Consider the following 22,140-nt stretch of genomic DNA (forward strand, 5'->3'; position numbering starts at 1 on the left):
TTCATCACTGAACGCCGGGCTTTGTTTATTGCAGGATCAATCAGGCATCCAGTTCGGCCCAACGCTCGACCATGATGTCGAGTTCAGCCTGCAACTGCTCCAGCTGAGCAATCACCGCAGCGGTTTCCGCAGCTGGACGCTGATAGAAGCCCGCATCGGCCATCTGCGCCTCAACGACGGCAATCTGCTGCTCCATGGCTTCGATCTGCCCCGGCAACGCTTCCAGCTCGCGCTGCAACTTGTAGCTGAGCTTTTTCTTCGCCACTGGCGCTTCGACGACTGCCGCAACCGGCGCAGGCTCGGCCTTCACCACGGCGGAGTTCAGGTCGGCCTTGCCGGACTTGCTCTCGGTCACACCCAGCAGGCGCGGCGAGCCGCCCTGGCGCAGCCAGTCCTGGTAGCCACCGACGTACTCGCGAACCTTGCCTTCACCTTCGAAGACCAGGGTGCTGGTGACCACGTTGTCGAGGAATGCCCGGTCGTGGCTGACCATCAGTACGGTGCCGTTGAAGGTCAGCAAGACCTCTTCGAGCAGTTCGAGGGTTTCAACGTCGAGGTCGTTGGTCGGTTCGTCGAGTACCAGCAGGTTCGCCGGCTTGCTGAACAGCTTGGCCAGCAACAGTCGGGCACGCTCACCACCGGACAGCGCCTTGACCGGCGTGCGGGCACGCTGCGGGCTGAACAGGAAGTCGCCGAGGTAGCTCAGCACGTGGCGGCTCTGGCCGTCGATATCGATGAAGTCGCGACCTTCGGCCACGTTGTCGATCACGGTTTTTTCCAGGTCCAACTGATGGCGCAACTGGTCGAAGTAGGCGACGTCGATCCTGGTGCCCTCTTCCACTTTGCCGCTGGTCGGTTGCAGGCCACTGAGCATCAGCTTCAGCAATGTGGTCTTGCCGGTACCGTTGGCGCCGAGCAGACCGATACGGTCGCCGCGCTGCAGCACCATGGAGAAGTCCTTGATCAGGAACGGGCCGCCCGGGTGAGCGAAGCTCACGTTCTCGAGCACCATCACTTGCTTGCCGGACTTGTCGGCAGTGTCCAGCTGGATATTGGCCTTGCCGGTACGCTCACGACGCTCGCTGCGCTCGACACGCAGGGCCTTGAGGGCACGTACGCGGCCTTCGTTACGGGTGCGACGGGCCTTGATGCCCTGACGAATCCACACTTCTTCCTGGGCCAGGCGCTTGTCGAACAACGCGTTGGCGGTGGCTTCTGCAGCGAGTTCGGCTTCCTTGTGCACGAGGAAACTGGCGTAGTCGCCGTTCCAGTCGATCAGGCCGCCGCGATCCAGTTCGAGGATGCGGGTGGCCAGGTTCTGCAGGAAAGAACGGTCGTGCGTGATGAACAGCACGGCGCCCTGGAAATCCTTCAGTGCTTCTTCAAGCCAGGCGATGGCACCGATGTCCAGGTGGTTGGTCGGCTCGTCGAGCAGCAGCAGGTCCGGCTCGGACACCAGGGCCTGGGCCAGCAGGACGCGACGACGCCAGCCGCCGGACAACTCGGCGAGGGTCTTGTCGGCCGGCAGTTGCAGGCGGCTCAAGGTGCTGTCGACGAGGGTCTGCAAGCGCCAGCCATCGCGGGCTTCGAGGTCGTGCTGGACGTGCATCAGCTTGTCCAGATCGGCGTCAGTGACGATGTTCTGGCTCAGGTGGTGATATTCGGCGAGCAAGGCGCCAACGCCGTCCAGGCCTTCGGCCACCACGTCGAACACTGTCCGCTCGTCGGCCACCGGCAATTCTTGCGGCAATTCGCCGATCTTGAGTCCTGGTGCGCGCCAAACGGAGCCGTCATCGGGCTTCTGGTCGCCCTTGACGAGCTTCATCATGCTGGACTTGCCAGTGCCATTGCGGCCGATGATGCACACCCGCTCACCACGGGCGATCTGCCAGGACACCTTGTCCAACAACGGCATAGCGCCGAAAGCAAGGGACACATCGCTGAATTTGAGCAGGGTCATGAGCTTCTCCAAAAACCGGGCGCGCATTCTACCTGACTTGAGGCTTCAGAAGGCCGGCAATTTCACTCTCGTAGCACTCTGCATGACAAATGTTGCGAACTGACGCGGGAAGACCCGCAAAGCTTTCACCGGCTGCTGGCAAAAGGCTAAGCTACAGACAATTCAGCGCGGGCCTGGCCCGCGCTTGTCATGATTTTTCTCTGCCCGGACGTCTCATGCGCAGTCGCCTTTTCAATCTTTTATCTGCATTTTTACTGTCTGCCGCTGCCGTTCAATCCGCCCAGGCGGTGGACCTGTCCACCCAACGCCAGTATTACGATGAAGCCAAACGCGCTCTGGCCAAGGGCGATAGCGGCCCGTATTTCCGTTACAGCCAGGCCCTCGCCGATTATCCGCTGGAACCCTACCTGGCGTACGACGAGCTGACCGCGCGCCTGAAAACCGCGAGCAACGCCGAAATCGAGAAATTCCTCGCCGAACACGGCGACCTGCCCCAGGCCAACTGGATGAAGCTGCGCTGGTTGCGCTGGCTGGCGGACCGGGGTGACTGGGCGACCTTCATCAAGTATTACGACCCGAAAATGAACTTCACCGAACTGGACTGCCTGAATGCGCAGTACCAGATCAGCCACAACCTCAAAGCCGAAGGTTATGCCAATGCTGAAAAGCTTTGGTTGACCGGTAAATCCCAGCCCGAAGCCTGCGATGCCCTGTTCGGCATGTGGGCCGCCGATGGCCAGTTGACCCAGCAAAAACGCTGGGAACGCACCAAACTCGCCGCCCAGGCGCGCAACTACCCGCTGGCCAACAGCCTGGTCAACGGCCTGACCACCCTCGCCCCTCGCGGTCGCTTGCTGGTGGACGTGGCGCAGAAACCGGAACTGCTCAACCAGCCGTCACGCTTCACTCCGGCCGATGAAGCCATGTCCGACGTGGTCAGCCTCGGCCTGCGCCGCCTGGCCCGCCAGGACCCGGACAGGGCCATGAATCTGCTCGACGGTTACGCCAGCAGCATGCATTTCTCCCGGGATGAAAAAGTCGCAATCGCCCGGGAAATCGGGTTGACCCTCGCCAAACGTTTCGACGGCCGAGCCCTGGACGTCATGACCAAATACGATCCGGAACTGCGCGACAACACGGTTTCCGAATGGCGCCTGCGCCTGCTCCTGCGCCTGGCGCGCTGGGACGATGCCTATCAGTTGACCCGCCGCCTGCCCCAGGACCTGGCCAACACCAACCGCTGGCGTTACTGGCAGGCCCGCAGCCTGGAGCTGGCGCAACCGCAGAATCCGGAAGCGCTGACACTCTATAAAAACCTGGCCCGCGAACGCGACTTCTATGGTTTCCTCGCCGCCGACCGCTCACAGTCTCCGTACTCGCTGAACAACAAACCGCTGGTGATGAGCCAGGCGCTGATCAACAAAGTGCGCAACACCCCCGGCATACGTCGCGCCCTGGAGTTCCACGCTCGCGGGCAAATCGTCGACGGTCGCCGCGAGTGGTACCACGTCAGCCGCCACTTCAGCCGTGACGAGATGGTTGCCCAGGCCAAACTGGCTTACGACCTGAAATGGTATTTCCCGGCCATTCGCACCATCAGCCAGGCGCAGTATTGGGACGATCTGGATATCCGTTTCCCGATGGCCCACCGCAACACGCTGGTGCGTGAAGCGAAGAATCGCGGCCTGCATCCGAGCTGGGCGTTCGCCATCACTCGCCAGGAAAGCGCCTTCATGGAAGATGCCCGCTCCGGGGTCGGCGCCTCGGGCCTGATGCAACTGATGCCCGCCACCGCCAAGGAAACCGCACGCAAGTTCAGCATTCCCTATAGCTCGCCACAGCAACTGTTCAACCCGGACAAGAACATCCAGCTCGGCGCCGCGTACCTGAGCCAGGTGCACAGCCAGTTCAACGGCAACCGCGTCCTCGCCTCCGCCGCCTACAACGCCGGCCCGGGCCGCGTTCGCCAGTGGCTGCGCGGTGCGGATCACTTGAGTTTCGACGTGTGGGTGGAAAGCATCCCGTTCGACGAAACCCGCCAGTACGTGCAAAACGTGCTGTCGTATTCGGTGATCTATGGCGAGAAGCTCAACTCACCGCAGCCGATCGTGGATTGGCATGAGCGGTATTTTGATGATCAATAATGAAGTGATTTAACTCGCCGACAAAAAATGCCCGCATTGATTGATGCGGGCATTTTTATTGACGGGTCAAATCAGGGGCCGCCTATAGGTTTCGGGAACGTCGACACTGCTCGGTTTTTTTTTGCAGATTGCTTGCCATATTCGGTCAATCGATATCGTTGGGCCGGGCTATTGGGCGAGTCGGGATGAGTCATTTCAATCAATCCTTTACCCAATGCCGGTTTCAGATAGTTAGCCCGGAAAGTCGCCTTGTGAGCCAATCCCACTTCTGCCATCAACTCGCTTACCTTGCGCGGCTCAGTCCCTTCAAGCACCAAAAGCAGCCTCGCTACTTGGTCGGTTACTTGATCGGTTACTTGGTCGGTTACTGATGCGCTCCGTGACGCTTCCTTGAGCGCCACGCTCAAGGCCTGAAGCATAAACTCGACAAAAGGCGTCGGCTCGGCCGTCTGGTCCGCCTCGGACAACGCCGCATAGTAGGCATCCTGTTGATCCCGGATAACAGCTTCGACGGGTAGATAAGCCATTATCGGACGCCACTGGCTAAGTATCAGCGTTTGCCAAAGACGTCCCATGCGGCCGTTGCCATCTGCGAATGGGTGAATGAACTCGAACTCGTAATGGAATACACAACTGATAATCAACGGATGCCAATCCGAGGCGTCCACCCATGCCAGCAAATCATCAATCAAATGCGCAACGCGACTTGGAGGCGGAGCCATATGAACCAATCGTTCGCCACGATAAATTCCCACGCCGTCGCGCCGGAACCGTCCGAAATCGTCGATCAGCCCATGCATTAACAGCTCATGCGCTCGAAGCAGGTCGGCTCGACTGCCCGGCTGCCAGCCCGGCATCGATTCGTAGGCAGCAAAGGCATTACGCACTTCCTGGATTTCCCGAGGTAAACCCAGGACGCGCTGCCCCGATAGAACGGCGGTCACTTGTTCAATGCTGAGCGTATTGTTTTCGATTGCCAACGAAGCCTGAATCGTTCGAATTCGATTGCCACGCCGTAATTGAGGTGTCTGACGAGAATCATCCACAGCCGAAAGCTGACCAATCTGCTCACTGATCTCTGCAATCAACGCGAGTATTTTTGTGGTCAACGTCAACGGCGGTTGATATCGGTTCATTTCCTCATCCTGGCTCGTCACTGAGACCGCCATATTGCCCGAACCTTTCGGCATTTATTCAACCTCATGTCCCTTCCCGATTTTTTTGGAAAGGTGAGCGTCGTGATCATCGTCGGCACCAAACTGCAACGCCGCCAACCGCGCATACAACGCATTGCTGGCAATCAGCTCCTGATGCGTGCCCACCGCCACCAGCTTCCCTTGATCCATCACCGCGATGCGGTCGGCGTTTTTTACCGTGGCCAGGCGATGGGCGATCACCAGGGTGGTTCGGTTTTTCATCAGGCTCGGCAGCGCCTGCTGGATCAGGTGTTCGCTCTGGGCGTCGAGGGCGCTGGTGGCTTCGTCGAGGAGCAGGATCGGCGCGTCCACCAGCAACGCGCGGGCGATGGCCAGGCGTTGGCGCTGGCCGCCGGACAAGCCGAGACCGCCGTCCCCCAGATGAGTCTGGTAACCATTGGGCATGGCTTCGATAAAGTCATGGGCGTAAGCGATTTTTGCCGCTTCCTGCACCTCGGCCAAGGTCGCCTGCGGATTGCCGTAGCGAATGTTTTCTTCAATGCTGCCGAAAAACAGCGCCGGGGTTTGCGACACCAGGGCGAAGCAGCGGCGCAGGTCCAGCGGATCGAGTTGAGTCAACGGCACGCCATCGAGCAGGATGCGTCCCTCGGCCGGGTCGTAAAAACGCAGCAGCAAGTCATACACCGTGGATTTACCGGCCCCTGATGGCCCGACCAGCGCCAGCGTCTCACCGGCATTGACGGTCAGGCTCAAGCCGTCGACGGCATAACTTTCCGGCCGCGACGGGTAGGAAAAACGCACATTGTGCAGTTGCAGTTGGCCATCGACCCGTTCCGGCAGTTTCACCGCGCCAGCCACTGGCGGCAGGATGAAGTTTTCCGAACGCAGCAACTCGGCAATCCGCTCGGCCGCGCCGGCTGCCCGTTGCAACTCGCCAATCACCTCGCTCAAGGTGCCAAACGCGCTGCCGACGATCAGGCTGTAGAACACGAACGCCGCCAGCTCGCCGGCGGAAATTCGCCCGGCGATGACGTCCATGCCGCCGACCCAGAGCATCACCCCGACCGCGCCCAATACCAGCACGATCACCAGGGTAATCAGCCAGGCCCGCTGGAAGATGCGTTTGCGTGCGGTGTTGAACGCCTCTTCCACAGTCACGGCAAACCGGCGCTCGTCCTGGGCCTGATGGTTGTAGGCCTGCACGGTCTTGATCTGGCCCAGGGTTTCCGACACATAGCTGCCGATGTCGGCAATCCGGTCCTGACTCAGGCGTGAGAGGTTACGCACCCGGCGACCGAAGATCAGGATCGGCGCGATCACCAGGGGCAAGGCAACCACCACGATGCTGGTGAGCTTGGGGTTGGTGACAAACAACAGGACGATCCCGCCGATCACCATCAGCAGATTGCGCAGGAACAACGACAGCGAAGAGCCGATGACCGATTGCAGCAGCGTGGTGTCGGCGGTCAGGCGGGACTGGATTTCCGAGCTGCGATTGTCTTCGTAAAACCCCGGGTGCAGGTAAATCAGATGATTGAACACGTTGCGCCGGATATCGGCGACGCAGCGCTCGCCAATCCACGACACCAGGTAAAACCGTGCAAACGTACCGATCGCCAATCCCGCCACCAGCAACATGAACAGTGTGATGGACTGATTGAGCAGATGCGGGGACTGGGTCATGAACCCCTTGTCCACCAGCAGGCGGATGCCCTGCCCCATGGACAAGGTGATGCCCGCGGTGGCGATCAACGCCAGCAAGGCGCCAAAGGCCTGCCAGCGATACGGCGCGATGAAACGACTGGTCAGGCGAATGGCACGGCGGTGACGGGCAGAGAGCATCGTAATCATCCTGGACAAGGCAGTCATTAGGGTCAGCCTATACCGCTCAATGGGGTGGCTCGCTGCAAATCACAATGAGTCAGGTTAATTATGTCCACCAACACTAGAGGCTAGACGCTATTGGTCTAAAGTTCGGGTAGCCACGCGAAGGCATTTCTGCTGGACTGTTTCTGTCCCCCCGGAAAGATCGCAGGGAGTTGTCATAGCCCGGTCACCTGGCGGTTCTACAGTAAGCAAACAACCTGATGAGGAGACAGGCCATGTCCTTGCAACACAGCAGCGATGACAAGATTCAAGTGATCCGCACGCAACCAGACCAGTCTCTGGGTTGCTCGATTATTGACGAGCAGGGTCGCGAAGTACCGATCACTGAAAAAATGATCCAGAAAGCTTGCAGCGAACTGGAAAAGCGATTGGTCAAACCTGCCGAACAAAAGTGATATAGCCACCGTCTTCTTGACCCGGCCCGTTGTTGGCCGGGTTTTTTATGCCTGCTTAATCCAATCCGGGACTGTGGTGCGCCCATCGCGAGCAGGCTCGCTCCCACAGGGGATCCGGGTCGTACACAACATTTGTATCCAATAGCGGCTCCTGTGGGAGCGGGCTTGCTCGCGAAGGGGCCGCCACGGTCTATCAGATTGCCGTTGCGCCCAACGCCGCCACAATCCGCTGCAACTCAGGCGCATCCCCCTCGATCCGCACCTGCAACCCGTCGATCTCACGACGCGAGGGGTATTGCTTGCGCAACACATCGAATGCCGCACGCTGCTCGCTGACACTGCCGACAAGGCTGCGACGGAAATCGGCATCGTCACGACGCGGGTCATACACGCCACGGCACAGCATCGCCAACGCCCAGGCCGGGTCGCTTTGCGCATTCAGGGTCACGTGCGACAGCCACGGTGCCGGCAGCAAATCGCCCAGGCTGACACGGGCCGGCTGCCCGAGGAAATCGCAATACGCCTGATAAATCTGCGCGGTTCCCCGCTGCTTGCCGTCGAGGCTGTAACCGGCAATGTGTGGCGTTGCCAGCACGCACAGCTCGGCCAGCGCCACGTCGACTTCAGGCTCGCCCTCCCAGACATCGAGCACCGCTTGCAGGTCTTCGCGCTCCAGCAGCACGTCGCGCAGGGCCGCGTTGTTGACCACCGGCCCGCGACTGGCATTGATCAGCCAGGTGCCGGACCGGAGCTGGTTCAGACGTTTTTCATCGAACAAGTGCCAGGTCGATTGCTGACCCTGTTTAGTCAATGGCGTGTGCAGGCTGATGACGTCGCACTCGTCGATGATCTGCTCGAGGCTAACGTAGTCGCCACCTTCAGCGGCCTGCCGTGGCGGATCGCACACCAGCACCTTCCAGCCCAGGCCTTGCAGGACCTTGACCAGCCGTCCGCCCACTTCGCCGGCACCGACCACGCCGTAGGTACGCCGGGTCAGGTCGACACCTTCGATTTCGGCCAGAGTCAGCAGGCTGCCGAGTACATAGTCGACCACACCACGGGCATTGCAGCCCGGCGCGCTGGACCAGGTGATACCGGCTCGTTGAAAGTAATCCAGATCCAGATGATCGGTGCCGATGGTGCACGTACCGACAAAGCGCACCTTGCTGCCCTCGAGCAGCGCGCGATTGACGTTGGTCACCGAACGCACCAACAGCACATCGGCCTGTTCGACCGAGGCACGGTCGATGGCGCGACCCGGTACCCGGCGGATTTCACCGAAACCTTCGAAGAAGGCATCGAGCAGGGGGATATTTTCGTCGGCAACAATCAGCATGGCAGGCTCCTTTGGCGGATCGGCAGTGTAGGCGTAGATGCTGGTGGTGGGCCAGTGGGCATTGTTCACTTGGGTCTGAAGCACAAGTTACTTTGTGGGAGCGGGCTTGCTCGCGAAAGCAGTGTGCCAGGCAACATCAATGGTGACTGACACTCCCCCTTCGCGAGCAAGCCCGCTCCCACAGGTTTTTGATTACAAATCGGTAACACGGGTCTTTTCCTGACTGCCGCGTCAACGCGTAGAATGCGCGCCTGTGCATCGATACCTTTTGGACGTTTCGCCATTGAATCCTGTAATTGAGAATACCGCCGCCATTGCTCCTGCGCGGACGACACCCGTTCGCCTGGAGCTCAAAGGCCTGCTCGGCCTGGCCCTGCCGATCATGATCGCGCAACTGGCCACCACGGCCATGGGCTTCGTCGATGCGGTGATGGCTGGCCGTGTCAGTCCACGGGACCTGGCCTCGGTGGCCCTGGGCAATTCGATCTGGATTCCGGTCTACCTGTTGATGTCCGGCGTTTTGTTGGCCACCACCCCCAAGGTCGCGCAACGCTTTGGCGCCGGGCAGTTTGACGAAATCGGCCCGCTGGTACGCCAGGCGCTGTGGCTGGCACTGTGTGTCGGGTTGATCGGCAGCGGCCTGCTGCTCGGCGCCGAGCCGATCCTGCACTGGATGAAAGTCGATCCGCAATTGATCGAACCGAGCATGGGTTACCTGCACGGGATCGCCTTCGGCTTGCCGGGCATGGCGTTTTATTACGTGCTGCGCTGCTACAGCGATGGCATGGGGCGCACCCGTCCGAGCATGGTCATTGGCTTGTGCGGTCTACTGCTGAACATCCCGCTGAACTACACGTTGATCTATGGCCATTTCGGCGCACCGGCACTGGGCGGCGTCGGTTGCGGCTGGGCCAGCGGCATCGTGATGTGGTTCATGGCGTTGAGCATGGCCGGCTGGACGTTCTGGGCGCCGTTCTATGCCCGCACCCGTGTGCTGGTGCGCTTCGACCGGCCGAAATGGGCCGTGATCAAGCGTCTGGTCAGCATTGGCCTGCCGATCGGTATCGCCGTGTTCGCCGAGTCCAGCATCTTCGCGGTCATCGCCCTGTTGATCGGCAGTCTTGGCTCTACCGTGGTGGCTGGGCATCAAATCGCCCTGAATATCAGCTCATTGCTGTTCATGATTCCTTATTCGCTGGGCATGGCGGTGACCGTGCGCGTCGGTCAGGCACTGGGGGCCGGCAATCCTTGGCAGGCGCGCTTCGCGGCGAAGGTCGGGCTCGGCGCGGCACTGGTGTTCGCGGCGTTCTCGGCAGCCCTGATCCTGCTCCTGCGTGAACCTATCGCCTCTATCTACACGCCTGACAAGGCCGTGATCCAGATTGCATCGATGTTGATTGTCTATGCCGCGCTGTACCAGTTTTCCGATGCCATCCAGGTGATTTGCGCGGGTGCGCTGCGTGGGTACCAGGACACCCGGGTGACGATGATCCTGACCTTGTTTGCCTATTGGGGCATCGGCCTGCCGGTCGGCTACGTGCTGGGACTGACCGATTGGTTCGGCCCGGCCAGCGGCCCGAGCGGGCTGTGGGAAGGGTTGATTGCCGGTTTGAGCTGTGCGGCGCTGATGCTGTCGATCCGTCTGACGCTCAGTGCGCGCCGGCGGATTCGTAACAGCCGCTCGGCGGGTTGACTGCACAAACAAAAAGACCTGCTTTTGCAGGTCTTTTTTGGCTACCGTTAAACGGACTTCTTGCGAATCCAGTAGAGGTAGGTGCCCTCATCTTCGTGCTGCGCCACCAGTTCATGGTCGAGAAACACACAGAACTTGGGAATGTCGCGACGGGTCGACGGGTCAGTGGCGATCACCTTGAGCAGGCCGCCGGGCACCAGGTCACGGATGTGCTGGTGCAGCATCATCACCGGCTCTGGGCAGTTGAGGCCGGTGGCGTCGAGGGTGCCGTCTACCGGCGTATCAAGCATTTCACTCATGATTCACTCCTGAAACTGGCCGGCATTGTCGCGCATTGCCGGGTGTAACGTCATCTTTTGGCTAGCACCGTACCTGTGGGAGCGGGCTTGCTCGCGAAGGCGAACTGTCAGCTGACATCATTACTGAATGACCCACCGCCTTCGCGAGCAAGCCCGCTCCCACATTGGTCCGCGTGTATCAGCGGGACTTGGGCTTCTTCACGTCCAACCGGCGCAAATGGCAGGTCACTTCCTCGCGGTCGTGGTACAGCTGCTTGCAGCCGATCTCGACCTTGATGCCCCGGGCCTTGAAGCCATCGGCAATGCGTTCGAGCAAGCGCTTCACTTCGGCATAGCGCTGTTTCATCGGCAGCTTGAGGTTGACCACCGCTTCGCGGCAATGGCCGTCGCCGATCCACTCTTCCAGCATCGCGGCGTTGCGCGCCGGCTTCTCGACGATGTCGCAGACCATCCAGTCCACCGGTTGCTTGGGCTTGAAGGTGAAACCGTCGGCCATCAAGTGCTGCACCAGGCCAGTGTCCATCAGGCTTTCGGCCATCGGGCCGTTGTCGATGGCGGTCACCAGCATGCCGCGGTTGACAAGTTGCCAGGTCCAGCCACCGGGGGCGGCCCCGAGGTCGACGCCGGTCATGTCGCCGTGCAGACGCTCGTCCCACTGGTCGCGCGGGATGAAGTGGTGCCAGGCCTCCTCCAGCTTGAGGGTCGAACGACTCGGCGCCTCGCGGGGGAACTTCAATCGCGGAATGCCCATCGGCCACATCGCCGAGTTGTTCGACTCCGCCAGGCCCATGAACACTTCGCGGCCACTCTTGAAGGTCAGCAACAGACGCGGCTTGTGGGCATCCTCCACCAGCTTGCCGGCCGCCATCAGCGCCTTGCGCAGGTGCACTTCGAATTTCTTGCAGAAGTTCGACAGTTCCTTGCCGTCATTGGTGTCGACCATTTCCAGCCACAGGCTGCCGCACAGCGGAAAGTCCGCCATATGCGCGAGGATCACGCTGATGCGGTCGGTTTCCGGCAGATCGATGAAGATCCCCCGGGCCCACTGGCGCGGGAAGATCAGCTCGGCGAAACGCTGCCCGCGCATCAAGCGCTCGGCGCCGTCTTCTTCGGTGCAGACAAACTCGGCGCAAGCAGTTGCAGCCTTGGCCTTGGCATAACCGGCCACGTTCAAGCGCGCGGCGAGGTCGGAAATCTCGGAACAGACTTCGCCTTCGAAGCCCGGCCGGCAATGCATAAAGAGGGTGTTCATTCTTACTCCTGGGCAATGGCGAGGAATTTCGGCCACTGCGCGATGCCCAGGCTTGCGTTGAAGCAAAGCCTGTCACGAAAACCCGCGCATGATAGCCGACTTCGGAACCTCGGACTTAGCGATAGAGTCCAGTTATTAGCCAGCTACTTAAAACAGGGCTAGGTTTAATGCTCTGCCCGTCCCCTCAGTCCGTAGCCGTGCGGACTCAAAGGAGTGATCGTAATGCCGTCCCTCGATAGCCTGAAAACGCTCAAGACCCTGCAAGTCGGCAACAAGACCTACCACTACTTCAGCCTGCCCGAGGCCGCCAAAAGCCTGGGCGATCTGGACAAGTTGCCGATGTCGCTGAAAGTCCTGCTGGAAAACCTGCTGCGCTGGGAGGACGAAAAGACCGTCACCGGCGCCGACCTCAAGGCGCTGGCCGCGTGGCTCAAGGAGCGTCGCTCCGACCGCGAAATCCAGTACCGCCCGGCGCGGGTGCTGATGCAGGACTTCACCGGCGTACCGGCGGTGGTCGACCTGGCCGCCATGCGCGCGGCGATGGCCAAGGCCGGCGGCAATCCGCAGCGGATCAACCCGCTGTCGCCGGTGGACCTGGTGATCGACCACTCGGTGATGGTCGACAAGTTCGCCAGCAGCAGCGCCTTCGAGCAGAACGTCGACATTGAAATGCAGCGCAATGGCGAGCGTTATGCGTTCCTGCGCTGGGGCCAGAGTGCCTTCGACAATTTCAGCGTGGTGCCGCCGGGCACCGGGATCTGCCACCAGGTGAATCTTGAATACCTCGGCCGCACGGTCTGGACCAAGGACGAAGACGGCCGTACCTATGCCTTCCCCGACACCCTGGTCGGCACCGATTCCCACACCACCATGATCAACGGCCTCGGCGTGCTTGGCTGGGGCGTCGGCGGTATCGAGGCGGAAGCGGCGATGCTCGGGCAACCGGTGTCGATGCTGATTCCCGAAGTCATCGGTTTCAAACTCACCGGCAAGCTCAAGGAAGGCATCACCGCCACCGACCTGGTGCTGACCGTGACCCAGATGCTGCGCAAGAAAGGCGTGGTGGGCAAATTCGTCGAATTCTACGGCGACGGCCTGGCCGACCTGCCCCTGGCCGACCGCGCGACCATCGCCAACATGGCCCCGGAATACGGCGCCACCTGCGGTTTCTTCCCGGTGGACGACATCACGCTGGAGTACCTGCGCCTGTCCGGCCGGACCCTGGAAACGGTGCAACTGGTCGAGGCCTACAGCAAGGCCCAGGGCCTGTGGCGCCTGCCCGGCCAGGAACCGGCGTTCACCGACAGCCTGGCGCTGGACATGGGCAGCGTCGAAGCCAGCCTCGCCGGACCAAAACGTCCACAGGACCGGGTGTCGCTGCCCAATGTCGCGCAAGCGTTCAGCGACTTCGCCGACCTGCAATTCAAGCCCACCAGCAAAGAAGAAGGCCGCCTGGAAAGTGAAGGCGGTGGCGGTGTTGCCGTCGGTAATGCCGATATGGCCGGCGAAGTGGATTACGACTACGAAGGCCAGACCTATCGCCTGAAAAACGGTGCCGTGGTCATCGCCGCGATCACCTCCTGCACCAACACCTCCAACCCCAGCGTGATGATGGCGGCCGGGCTGGTGGCGAAGAAGGCCGTGGAAAAAGGCCTGAAACGCAAACCCTGGGTGAAGAGCTCGCTGGCCCCCGGCTCGAAAGTGGTCACCGACTACTACAAGGCGGCCGGCCTGACCCATTACCTCGACGAATTGGGCTTTGCCCTGGTCGGCTATGGCTGCACCACCTGCATCGGCAACTCCGGGCCGCTGTCGGAACCCATCGAGAAAGCCATCCAGCAAGCCGACCTCACCGTGGCCTCCGTGCTCTCGGGCAATCGCAACTTTGAAGGCCGGGTGCATCCGCTGGTGAAAACCAACTGGCTGGCCTCCCCGCCATTGGTGGTCGCCTACGCGCTGGCCGGCACGGTGCGCACCGACCTCAGCCGCGAGCCGTTGGGCGATGGCAAGGACGGCAAACCGGTGTACCTGCGAGACATCTGGCCAAGCAGCAAAGAAATTGCCGACGCCGTGAGTCAGGTCAACACCGCCATGTTCCACAAGGAATACGCCGAAGTGTTTGCCGGTGACGCGCAATGGCAGGCGATTGAAGTACCGCAGGCGGCGACCTATGTCTGGCAGTCCGACTCGACTTACATCCAGCACCCACCGTTCTTCGACGACATCGGCGGCCCGCCGCCAGTGGTCAAGGATGTCAACGGCGCCAGGATCCTCGCACTGCTCGGCGACTCGGTGACCACCGACCACATCTCCCCGGCCGGCAACATCAAGGTCGACAGCCCGGCAGGGCAATACCTGCGCGACAAAGGCGTGGAACCGCGGGATTTCAACTCCTACGGTTCGCGGCGCGGCAACCATGAAGTGATGATGCGCGGCACCTTCGCCAACATTCGCATACGCAACGAAATGCTCGGCGGCGAAGAAGGCGGCAACACCCGCTACCTTCCCACCGGGGAAAAAATGTCGATCTACGACGCCGCCATGCGCTATCAGGCTTCAGGCACGCCGCTGGTGGTGTTCGCCGGCCAGGAATACGGCACCGGTTCGAGTCGCGACTGGGCGGCCAAAGGCACCAATCTGCTGGGGGTGAAAGCGGTCATCGCCGAAAGCTTCGAACGGATTCACCGCTCCAACCTGGTGGGCATGGGTGTGCTGCCGTTGCAGTTCAAGCTGGATCAGAACCGCAAGAGCCTGAACCTCAATGGCAGCGAAACCCTGGACATCCTCGGCTTGACCGGCGTCGAGCTGACGCCACGGATGAACCTGACACTGGCCATCACCCGCGAAGACGGCAGCAGCGAGAAGATCGAGGTGTTGTGCCGCATCGATACACTCAATGAGGTGGAGTACTTCAAGTCGGGGGGGATTCTGCATTACGTGTTGCGGCAGTTGATCGCTTCGTAACGGACGACCGACAAAAACACCGCCTTCGGGCGGTGTTTTTGTTGGGGACAGTCAGTAAGCTATCGCTCGCTCCCACTTTGATATCAATCGGCGACCTGACACGGACTACTGTGGGAGCGGGCTTGCTCGCGAAAGCAGTGTGTCAGCAGCGCTGATGTCGACTGACACGACGCCTTCGCGAGCAAGCCCGCTCCCACAGAGGTTGGTGGCGCATCGCAAATTCCGACTCAAGGACTTCAAATGATTGCCCTGCCATGGACGTTTCTGGCCCTGCTTTCCATCGGCTACGGCCTGGCACTGACCTACGGCCATCTCGGCTGGCTCTCGGCAATCTCGGTGTTTTTGTTGCTGGTCGCGGGTGTCGCCGTCCGCCAACGCGAGATCCCTTTTGCCCGCTACCTCGGCCACGGCCTGTTCATCGTCCTGGCTCTGGTCCTGGCGACGCATTGGTTACCCGGCTTCTACAACGGTCGCGTTATCGATCCTCAGCGTTTCACCGACAACGCCGCGATATTCGCCATGCACCTGAATCTGGACAAACCGCTGATCGGCTTCTGGCTGTTACTGGTTTGTCCGTGGATTGTCGGCCGCCGTTCGCTTCGGCTATCGCTGTATGCCACCGCACTGGCACTGACCTTGAGCGCCCTGCTGGCGTTGGGCGGCGCACTGTTGCTCGGGGTCATCGCCTGGGCGCCGAAATGGCCGGATCAAGCCTGGCTGTGGTTGCTGAACAATCTGCTGCTGGTGACGCTGGTCGAGGAAGCGCTGTTCCGTGGCTACATCCAGGGCGGCCTGAGCCGGTACCTCAAAGACCGGCCCTACGGTGAACACCTCGCCCTGCTGCTGGCGTCATTGGTCTTCGGCCTGGCCCATGCCGGCGCGGGATGGCGATGGGTGTTGCTGGCCACGCTGGCCGGGGTCGGCTATGGCCTGGCCTACCGGTTCGGCGGGCTGGGCGCCGCCATCGCCAGCCACTTTTGCCTGAACCTGCTGCACTTCGGCCTGTTCACCTATCCGATGCTCGCCGGCTGACGCAAGGGTCATTTTGCGACGCATCACTGATGATCGAAAAATAATCTCAACAATCCGCCGGCCTTGCCGATACAGCACTTGAAAGCCTTGCGGATTAAAAAAGCCATGCGTAACAACCAGCCTATTACACAACGCGAGCGGACCTTCCCGGCTCAGCAACGGTTGATTTCCACCACCGATGCCAAGGGCATGATCACCTACTGTAACGACGCTTTCGTCGAGATCAGCGGGTTTCCCCGAGAGGAACTGATCCGTGCACCGCACAACCTGGTCCGTCACCCCGACGTCCCGGCCGCGGTGTTCGCACACATGTGGGTCACGCTGAAACAAGGCTTGCCATGGATGGGCATTGTCAAGAATCGCTGCAAGACCGGTGATCATTACTGGGTGAATGCCTATGTGACACCTATCTTCGAAGGCAATCAGGTGATCGGTTACGAGTCGGTGCGAGTCAAGCCCAGCGCCGAACAGATCCGCCGCGCCGAAGCGCTCTACCAACGCATCAATCAGGGCAAGTCGGCCGTTCCCTCCTCGGATAAATGGTTGCCGATCCTGCAGGACTGGCTGCCGTTCATTCTGGTCAGTCAATTGAGCTTCATGATCGGTGCCTCGCTGAACTCCCATTGGGGGTTTGCCCTGGCTGCCGGTCTTTCGGTGCCGCTGGGCCTGATGGGTCTCCAGTGGCAACAGCGTGGCCTCAAGCGTTTGCTGCGCCTGGCCGAGCAGACCACCTCCGATCCGTTGATCGCACAGATGTACACCGACAGTCGCGGCGCCCAGGCGCGTCTGGAAATGTCCATCCTCAGTCAGGAAGCACGCCTGAAAACCTGCCTGACGCGTCTGCAGGACACGGCCGAACACCTGACCGATCAGGCCAGACAGTCCGATGCCCTGGCGCACAACAGCTCCAGCGGCCTGGAACGTCAACGCGTCGAAACCGAGCAAGTGGCCACCGCGGTCAACCAGATGGCCGCTACCACCCAGGAAGTCGCCAGCCACGTGCAACGCACCGCCGATGCCACACAGGAAGCCAATCGCCTGACCGGTCGTGGTCGTGACATCGCCGGGGAAACCCGCGAAGCCATCCAGCGCCTGTCGGTAGTCGTCGGTGAAACCGGCGTGACCGTGACCCAATTGGCCAAGGACAGCAACGAAATCGGTGGCGTGGTCGACGTGATCAAAGGCATCGCCGACCAGACCAACCTGCTGGCCCTGAACGCCGCCATCGAAGCGGCCCGTGCCGGCGAGATGGGTCGTGGTTTTGCGGTGGTGGCCGACGAAGTCCGTCAGCTGGCGCAACGCACCAGCGAATCCACCGGGCAGATTCATGCACTGATCGCCAAGCTCCAGCAAACCGCCGGCACCGCCGTGCAAACCATGGAGGCCGGGCATCGTCAGGCGGAAGAAGGCGTAGCGCGGGTACTGGAAGCGGACCAGGCACTGGTAGGAATCAGCGAAGCGGTGGCCAACATCACCGACATGACCACCCAGATCGCTGCCGCGACCGAAGAGCAAAGTGCCGTGGCCGAAGAAATCAGCCGCAACATCAGCAACATCTCGGAGCTGGCGGACCAGACCGCGGAACAGGCGCAGAACTCGGCGTTGCTGAGTGAAGAGCTGACCAGGACTGCCAATACCCAGTATTCGCTGGTGGAGCGGTTTAACCGCTGATTTTTATTGCCAGTCTGAAATGCATATCGCCTGGACAGGCCTCTTCGCGGGCAAGCCCGCTCCCACAGGGTTGTGCATTAATCACAAAATCGAGCCACACCAAAGATCACTGTGGGAGCGGGCTTGCCCGCGAAGAGGCAGGCCCAGACGCCATTCATTTCACTGAAGGAATGAAGCCACCTGCTGCGCCGCAGCCGCCAAATGCTGCTCATGGCTAAACCCCGAAGCCTTCAACGGCTTCAAGTCATGATCCCCCGCCACCAGCCAGAACACCTCGATACCCGGCGATAGCGCATACCCCTCGACCGCCTCCCGGTTGCCCAATGCATCGCGTTCGCCTTGCACGATCAAGGTTCGAGTCTTCAGCCCGGCCAAATGCTCAACCCGTGGTTTCTCCGGTTTACCCACCGCATAAAACGGATACCCCAGGCACACCAGCCAATCCGCCCCCAACTCATCGGCCAGCAAACTGGCCATGCGCCCGCCCATGGACTTGCCGCCGATGGCCAGCGGCCCAGTGACATGGCGTCGCACCTGGGCATACACCTCGCGCCAGCATTCCAGCAGTTTCGGCGCCGGGTTCGGCGGGCGCTTGCCGCCATCGAGGCGCCGCTGCGCCATGTAGGGAAACTCGAAGCGCAACACGTTGACGCCTTGCGTGGCAAGGCGTGCAGCCATGTCGCTCATCCACTCGCTGTCCATCGGTGCACCGGCGCCATGGGCGAGGATCAGCGTCGCCGCAGCCTTGCCAGCGGCGGCATTCCACAACCATCCATGATCCCGCACGCACTGCGCCCATTGATCCCCGTCAATACCGGCCTTGTGCCCTTTGTCCATGCTTGCCTCGCTTTTAGTCTGCCTATAACTCCGGCCGAAGGGTGCACTGCCAAGCGCTACGCGCGCTCACTTCGGCTGAACCGTGGATGGGGAACCATGAACACTTCTATCAGTACCGCCTACAACTACAAGGTGGTCCGCCAATTCGCCATTATGACGGTGGTGTGGGGCATCGTCGGCATGGGGCTCGGGGTTTTTCTCGCTGCCCAGTTGGTCTGGCCCGAACTCAACTTCAATTTGCCGTGGACCAGCTTCGGCCGTTTGCGCCCGCTGCACACCAACGCGGTGATCTTCGCGTTTGGCGGCTGCGCGTTGTTCGCCAGTTCGTTCTACTCAGTGCAGCGCACCTGCCAGACCCAGCTGTTTGCGCCGAAAATCGCCGCGTTCTGTTTCTGGGGCTGGCAGCTTGTGATCCTGCTGGCAGCCATCAGCCTGCCGCTGGGCTACACCAGTTCCAAGGAATACGCCGAGCTGGAATGGCCGATCGACATCCTGATCACCATCGTCTGGGTCGCCTACGCCATCGTGTTCTTCGGCACGATCATGCAGCGCAAGACCAAACACATTTATGTCGGCAACTGGTTCTTCGGTGCGTTCATCATCACCGTGGCGATCCTGCACATCGTCAACAACATGGAGTTGCCGGTCAGCTTCACCAAGTCCTACTCGCTGTACTCCGGCGCCACCGATGCGATGGTGCAATGGTGGTACGGGCACAATGCCGTCGGCTTTTTCCTCACCGCCGGTTTCCTCGGGATGATGTACTACTTCGTGCCGAAGCAGGCCGAGCGTCCGGTTTACTCCTATCGCTTGTCGATCGTGCACTTCTGGGCGCTGATCACCCTGTACATCTGGGCCGGTCCGCACCACTTGCACTACACCGCGCTGCCGGACTGGGCACAGTCGTTGGGCATGGTGATGTCGCTGATCCTGCTGGCACCGAGCTGGGGCGGGATGATCAACGGCATGATGACCCTCTCGGGCGCCTGGCATAAGTTGCGCAGCGACCCGGTCCTGCGCTTCCTCGTGGTATCGCTGGCGTTCTACGGCATGTCGACCTTCGAAGGGCCGATGATGGCGATCAAGACGGTCAACGCCCTCTCCCACTACACCGACTGGACCATCGGCCACGTACACGCAGGCGCCTTGGGCTGGGTGGCGATGATCTCCATCGGCGCGCTGTACCACATGATCCCGAAAGTCTTCGGCCGCGAGCAGATGCACAGCATCGGCCTGATCAACGCGCACTTCTGGCTCGCCACCATCGGCACCGTTCTGTACATCGCCTCGATGTGGGTCAACGGCATCGCCCAGGGCCTGATGTGGCGTGCGGTGAACGAAGACGGCACGCTGACTTACTCCTTCGTCGAAACCCTGGTGGCCAGCCACCCTGGCTTCGTCGTGCGGCTGGTGGGCGGTGCGATCTTCCTCAGCGGCATGTTCCTGATGGCCTACAACACCTGGCGCACCGTGCGGGCCTCGCAGCCTGCCGAAGTCGCCGCTGCCGCGCAGATGGCCTGAGGAGTCCGCCATGAAACACGAAACTATCGAGAAAAACGTCGGCCTGTTGCTGCTGCTGATGATCCTGGCCGTGAGCATCGGCGGCCTGACCCAGATCGTCCCGCTGTTCTTCCAGGACGTGACCAACAAACCGGTGGAAGGCATGAAGCCCTACACCGCGCTGCAACTGGAAGGTCGCGACATCTATATCCGTGAAGGCTGCGTCGGCTGCCACTCGCAGATGATCCGTCCGTTCCGCGCCGAGACCGAACGCTACGGGCACTACTCGGTGGCCGGCGAAAGCGTCTGGGATCACCCGTTCCTGTGGGGCTCGAAACGCACCGGGCCTGACCTGGCCCGGGTCGGTGCACGCTACTCGGATGACTGGCACCGCGCGCACTTGTACAACCCGCGCAACGTCGTGCCGGAGTCGAAGATGCCGGCCTACCCGTGGCTGGTGGCCAACCCGGTCGACAGCAGTCATACCGAAACCAAGATCAAGGCCATGCGCACCCTGGGCGTGCCGTACACCGACGAGGACATCACCGGCGCCGTCGCTTCGCTCAAAGGCAAGAGCGAGATGGATGCACTGGTCGCCTACCTGCAAGTGCTCGGCACCGCCATCAAGAGCAAGAGGTGAGCAATGTTTGAATTGAGCACTGGAATGATCCGCGGCCTCGGCACCGTCGTGGTGTTCGTGGCCTTCGTCGGCCTGACGCTGTGGGTATTCAACGGCAAGCGCAGCCCGGAATTCGCCGAAGCGCGCCTGCTGCCATTCGCCGACGAGCCACAACCCGACATCACTGAAGAATCAGCAACAAGGAGTCCCCGGCCATGACCACCTTCTGGAGTACGTGGATCTGCGTACTGACCATCGGCAGCCTGATCGGCCTGACCTGGCTGCTGCTCAGCACCCGCAAGGGCGAAACCAAGGGCAGTGTCGACCAGACCATGGGCCACAGCTTCGACGGCATCGAGGAGTACGACAACCCGCTGCCGCAATGGTGGTTCATGCTGTTCGTTGGCACCCTGGTGTTTGCCGTCGGTTATCTGATCCTCTATCCGGGCCTGGGCAACTGGAAAGGCGTCCTCCCCGGCTACGAAAACGGCTGGACCGGCGTGCACGAATGGGAAAAGGAAATGGCCAAGGCCGACACGAAGTTCGGGCCGATCTTCGCCAAGTTCGCGGCGATGCCCGTGGAAGAAGTGGCCAAGGACCCGCAGGCACTGAAAATGGGCGGCCGCCTGTTTGCCTCCAACTGCTCGGTGTGCCACGGCTCGGACGCCAAGGGTGCATTCGGCTTCCCCAACCTGGCCGACAGCGACTGGCGCTGGGGCGGCAACGCAGAAACCATCAAGACCACCATCATGGGTGGCCGGATGGCGATGATGCCGGCCTGGGGTGAAGTCCTGGGGGAGGAAGGCGTGAAAAACGTCGCCGCTTATGTGCGCCATGATCTGGCCGGCCTGCCGTTGCCCGCCGAAAGCAAAACCGACCTGCAAGCCGGACAACAAGCCTTCAGCACCACCTGCGTCGCCTGTCACGGGGCTAACGGCCAGGGTACTGAAGCCATGGGCGCGCCGAACCTGACGCACCCGGCCGGCTTCATTTACGGTACGAGCCTGACGCAGCTTGAACAGACGATTCGGCATGGTCGCCAGGGCCATATGCCGGCGCAGAACGAACTGCTCGGCAATGACAAGGTGCAATTGCTCGCCGCGTATGTGTACAGCCTGTCCCACGGTTTGAATACCGAACGCTTACAGGCTGAAGACAACCGCAAATAAATCCCGACCGCTCTGCTGCCGCATTCTCCCGGATGCGGCAGTTCCCTGCCCCTTTGCGACTCATTGTCGCACCCCCGCACAGACTTTCTTTCGGATCCCCGGATTCAGGTCTAAGCTTCCCCCGATGCGGACTGGCCGGTGCCGGTTCCAGGTCGATCCTGAACGATGTGTTCGACGAATCTGCCCGATGACAGGCCGCAAAGGCTGGTAGATACCGGCTGTCGC

Annotated in this window: 17 protein-coding genes and 1 pseudogene; 11 read left to right on the plus strand and 7 right to left on the minus strand. The window is 61.1% G+C overall.

The features are described from left to right. Window positions 1-40 precede the first annotated feature (40 nt). Window positions 41-1,960: an ATP-binding cassette domain-containing protein gene (locus tag AC3IT6_RS20100; RefSeq protein ID WP_423502095.1), complete on the minus strand. Its 1,920-nt coding sequence runs from the start codon at window positions 1,958-1,960 to the stop codon at window positions 41-43. 215 nt (window positions 1,961-2,175) lie between these two features. Between AC3IT6_RS20100 and AC3IT6_RS20105 the strand changes: the two genes are divergently transcribed. Then, window positions 2,176-4,104 carry a transglycosylase SLT domain-containing protein gene (locus tag AC3IT6_RS20105; protein ID WP_489352244.1) on the plus strand — a complete coding sequence of 643 codons (1,929 nt, stop codon included), beginning with the start codon at window positions 2,176-2,178 and terminating at the stop codon, window positions 4,102-4,104. Between the two features lie 71 nt (window positions 4,105-4,175). On the opposite strand, the gene AC3IT6_RS20110 is transcribed toward AC3IT6_RS20105, so the two are convergent. Together AC3IT6_RS20110 and AC3IT6_RS20115 are read right to left on the minus strand one after the other, a co-directional pair. Then, window positions 4,176-5,240 (minus strand): Fic family protein, encoded by a 1,065-nt coding sequence (locus tag AC3IT6_RS20110; protein WP_489356628.1) that lies wholly within the window; start codon window positions 5,238-5,240, stop codon window positions 4,176-4,178. Window positions 5,241-5,294: 54 nt separating this feature from the next. Then, a complete protein-coding gene (locus tag AC3IT6_RS20115) occupies window positions 5,295-7,112 on the minus strand; it encodes an ABC transporter transmembrane domain-containing protein (protein ID WP_489356630.1) in 1,818 nt (605 codons plus the stop codon). A gap of 251 nt (window positions 7,113-7,363) precedes the next feature. Here AC3IT6_RS20115 and AC3IT6_RS20120 point away from each other — a divergent pair, with 251 nt between their 5' ends. After that, window positions 7,364-7,543, plus strand: a complete 180-nt coding sequence (locus tag AC3IT6_RS20120; protein ID WP_007987263.1) for a PA1571 family protein — start codon at window positions 7,364-7,366, stop codon at window positions 7,541-7,543. Window positions 7,544-7,736: 193 nt separating this feature from the next. On the opposite strand, the gene pdxB is transcribed toward AC3IT6_RS20120, so the two are convergent. Next, window positions 7,737-8,879: a 4-phosphoerythronate dehydrogenase PdxB gene (gene pdxB / locus AC3IT6_RS20125; RefSeq protein WP_489352246.1), complete on the minus strand. Its 1,143-nt coding sequence runs from the start codon at window positions 8,877-8,879 to the stop codon at window positions 7,737-7,739. A 283-nt stretch (window positions 8,880-9,162) separates the two neighbouring features. Between pdxB and AC3IT6_RS20130 the strand changes: the two genes are divergently transcribed. After that, window positions 9,163-10,572, plus strand: coding sequence for an MATE family efflux transporter (locus tag AC3IT6_RS20130; RefSeq protein ID WP_489352248.1), 1,410 nt, complete (start codon window positions 9,163-9,165; stop codon window positions 10,570-10,572). 47 nt (window positions 10,573-10,619) lie between these two features. Here the strand turns inward: AC3IT6_RS20130 and tusA are convergent, their stop codons facing one another. Further along, a complete protein-coding gene (tusA, locus tag AC3IT6_RS20135) occupies window positions 10,620-10,871 on the minus strand; it encodes a sulfurtransferase TusA (RefSeq protein WP_056721984.1) in 252 nt (83 codons plus the stop codon). Window positions 10,872-10,928: 57 nt separating this feature from the next. Here tusA and AC3IT6_RS20140 point away from each other — a divergent pair. Beyond that, window positions 10,929-11,033, plus strand: a pseudogene (locus AC3IT6_RS20140) (metal ABC transporter ATP-binding protein); the annotation flags it as partial. Between the two features lie 16 nt (window positions 11,034-11,049). Here the strand turns inward: AC3IT6_RS20140 and rlmM are convergent. Continuing rightward, on the minus strand, window positions 11,050-12,123 hold the full coding sequence (gene rlmM, locus AC3IT6_RS20145; protein WP_057715663.1) for a 23S rRNA (cytidine(2498)-2'-O)-methyltransferase RlmM: 1,074 nt from the start codon (window positions 12,121-12,123) through the stop codon (window positions 11,050-11,052). A 222-nt stretch (window positions 12,124-12,345) separates the two neighbouring features. Here rlmM and acnA point away from each other — a divergent pair, with 222 nt between their 5' ends. The 3 genes from acnA to AC3IT6_RS20160 all read left to right on the plus strand — a co-directional run bounded on the left by acnA (window position 12,346) and on the right by AC3IT6_RS20160 (window position 17,790). Beyond that, on the plus strand, window positions 12,346-15,087 hold the full coding sequence (acnA, locus tag AC3IT6_RS20150; protein ID WP_489352250.1) for an aconitate hydratase AcnA: 2,742 nt from the start codon (window positions 12,346-12,348) through the stop codon (window positions 15,085-15,087). Between the two features lie 240 nt (window positions 15,088-15,327). Further along, window positions 15,328-16,119, plus strand: a complete 792-nt coding sequence (locus tag AC3IT6_RS20155) for a CPBP family intramembrane glutamic endopeptidase (RefSeq protein ID WP_489352252.1) — start codon at window positions 15,328-15,330, stop codon at window positions 16,117-16,119. A 105-nt stretch (window positions 16,120-16,224) separates the two neighbouring features. Beyond that, window positions 16,225-17,790 carry a methyl-accepting chemotaxis protein gene (locus AC3IT6_RS20160; RefSeq protein WP_489352254.1) on the plus strand — a complete coding sequence of 522 codons (1,566 nt, stop codon included), beginning with the start codon at window positions 16,225-16,227 and terminating at the stop codon, window positions 17,788-17,790. A gap of 159 nt (window positions 17,791-17,949) precedes the next feature. Here AC3IT6_RS20160 and AC3IT6_RS20165 read toward each other — a convergent pair whose 3' ends face one another. After that, complete coding sequence (locus AC3IT6_RS20165) at window positions 17,950-18,627, minus strand: alpha/beta family hydrolase (RefSeq protein WP_489352256.1); 678 nt, start codon at window positions 18,625-18,627, stop codon at window positions 17,950-17,952. Window positions 18,628-18,723: 96 nt separating this feature from the next. Between AC3IT6_RS20165 and ccoN the strand changes: the two genes are divergently transcribed. The 4 genes from ccoN to ccoP are packed head-to-tail and all read left to right on the plus strand — an operon-like array spanning window position 18,724 to window position 21,915. Continuing rightward, entirely contained in the window at window positions 18,724-20,148 is a 1,425-nt protein-coding gene (gene ccoN, locus AC3IT6_RS20170; protein WP_223532575.1) for a cytochrome-c oxidase, cbb3-type subunit I, read from the plus strand. 10 nt (window positions 20,149-20,158) lie between these two features. Next, complete coding sequence (gene ccoO / locus AC3IT6_RS20175; RefSeq protein WP_057715669.1) at window positions 20,159-20,767, plus strand: cytochrome-c oxidase, cbb3-type subunit II; 609 nt, start codon at window positions 20,159-20,161, stop codon at window positions 20,765-20,767. A 3-nt stretch (window positions 20,768-20,770) separates the two neighbouring features. Beyond that, the gene (locus AC3IT6_RS20180) at window positions 20,771-20,965 is read left to right on the plus strand and encodes a cbb3-type cytochrome oxidase subunit 3 (RefSeq protein ID WP_489352259.1); all 195 of its coding nucleotides are present in this window, start codon (window positions 20,771-20,773) and stop codon (window positions 20,963-20,965) included. Beyond that, the gene (ccoP, locus tag AC3IT6_RS20185) at window positions 20,962-21,915 is read left to right on the plus strand and encodes a cytochrome-c oxidase, cbb3-type subunit III (RefSeq protein ID WP_489352261.1); all 954 of its coding nucleotides are present in this window, start codon (window positions 20,962-20,964) and stop codon (window positions 21,913-21,915) included. The genes AC3IT6_RS20180 and ccoP overlap by 4 nt, the downstream gene beginning before the upstream one ends. Window positions 21,916-22,140: the final 225 nt, after the last annotated feature.

It is taken from the genome of Pseudomonas sp. KH_017 (assembly GCF_057840285.1).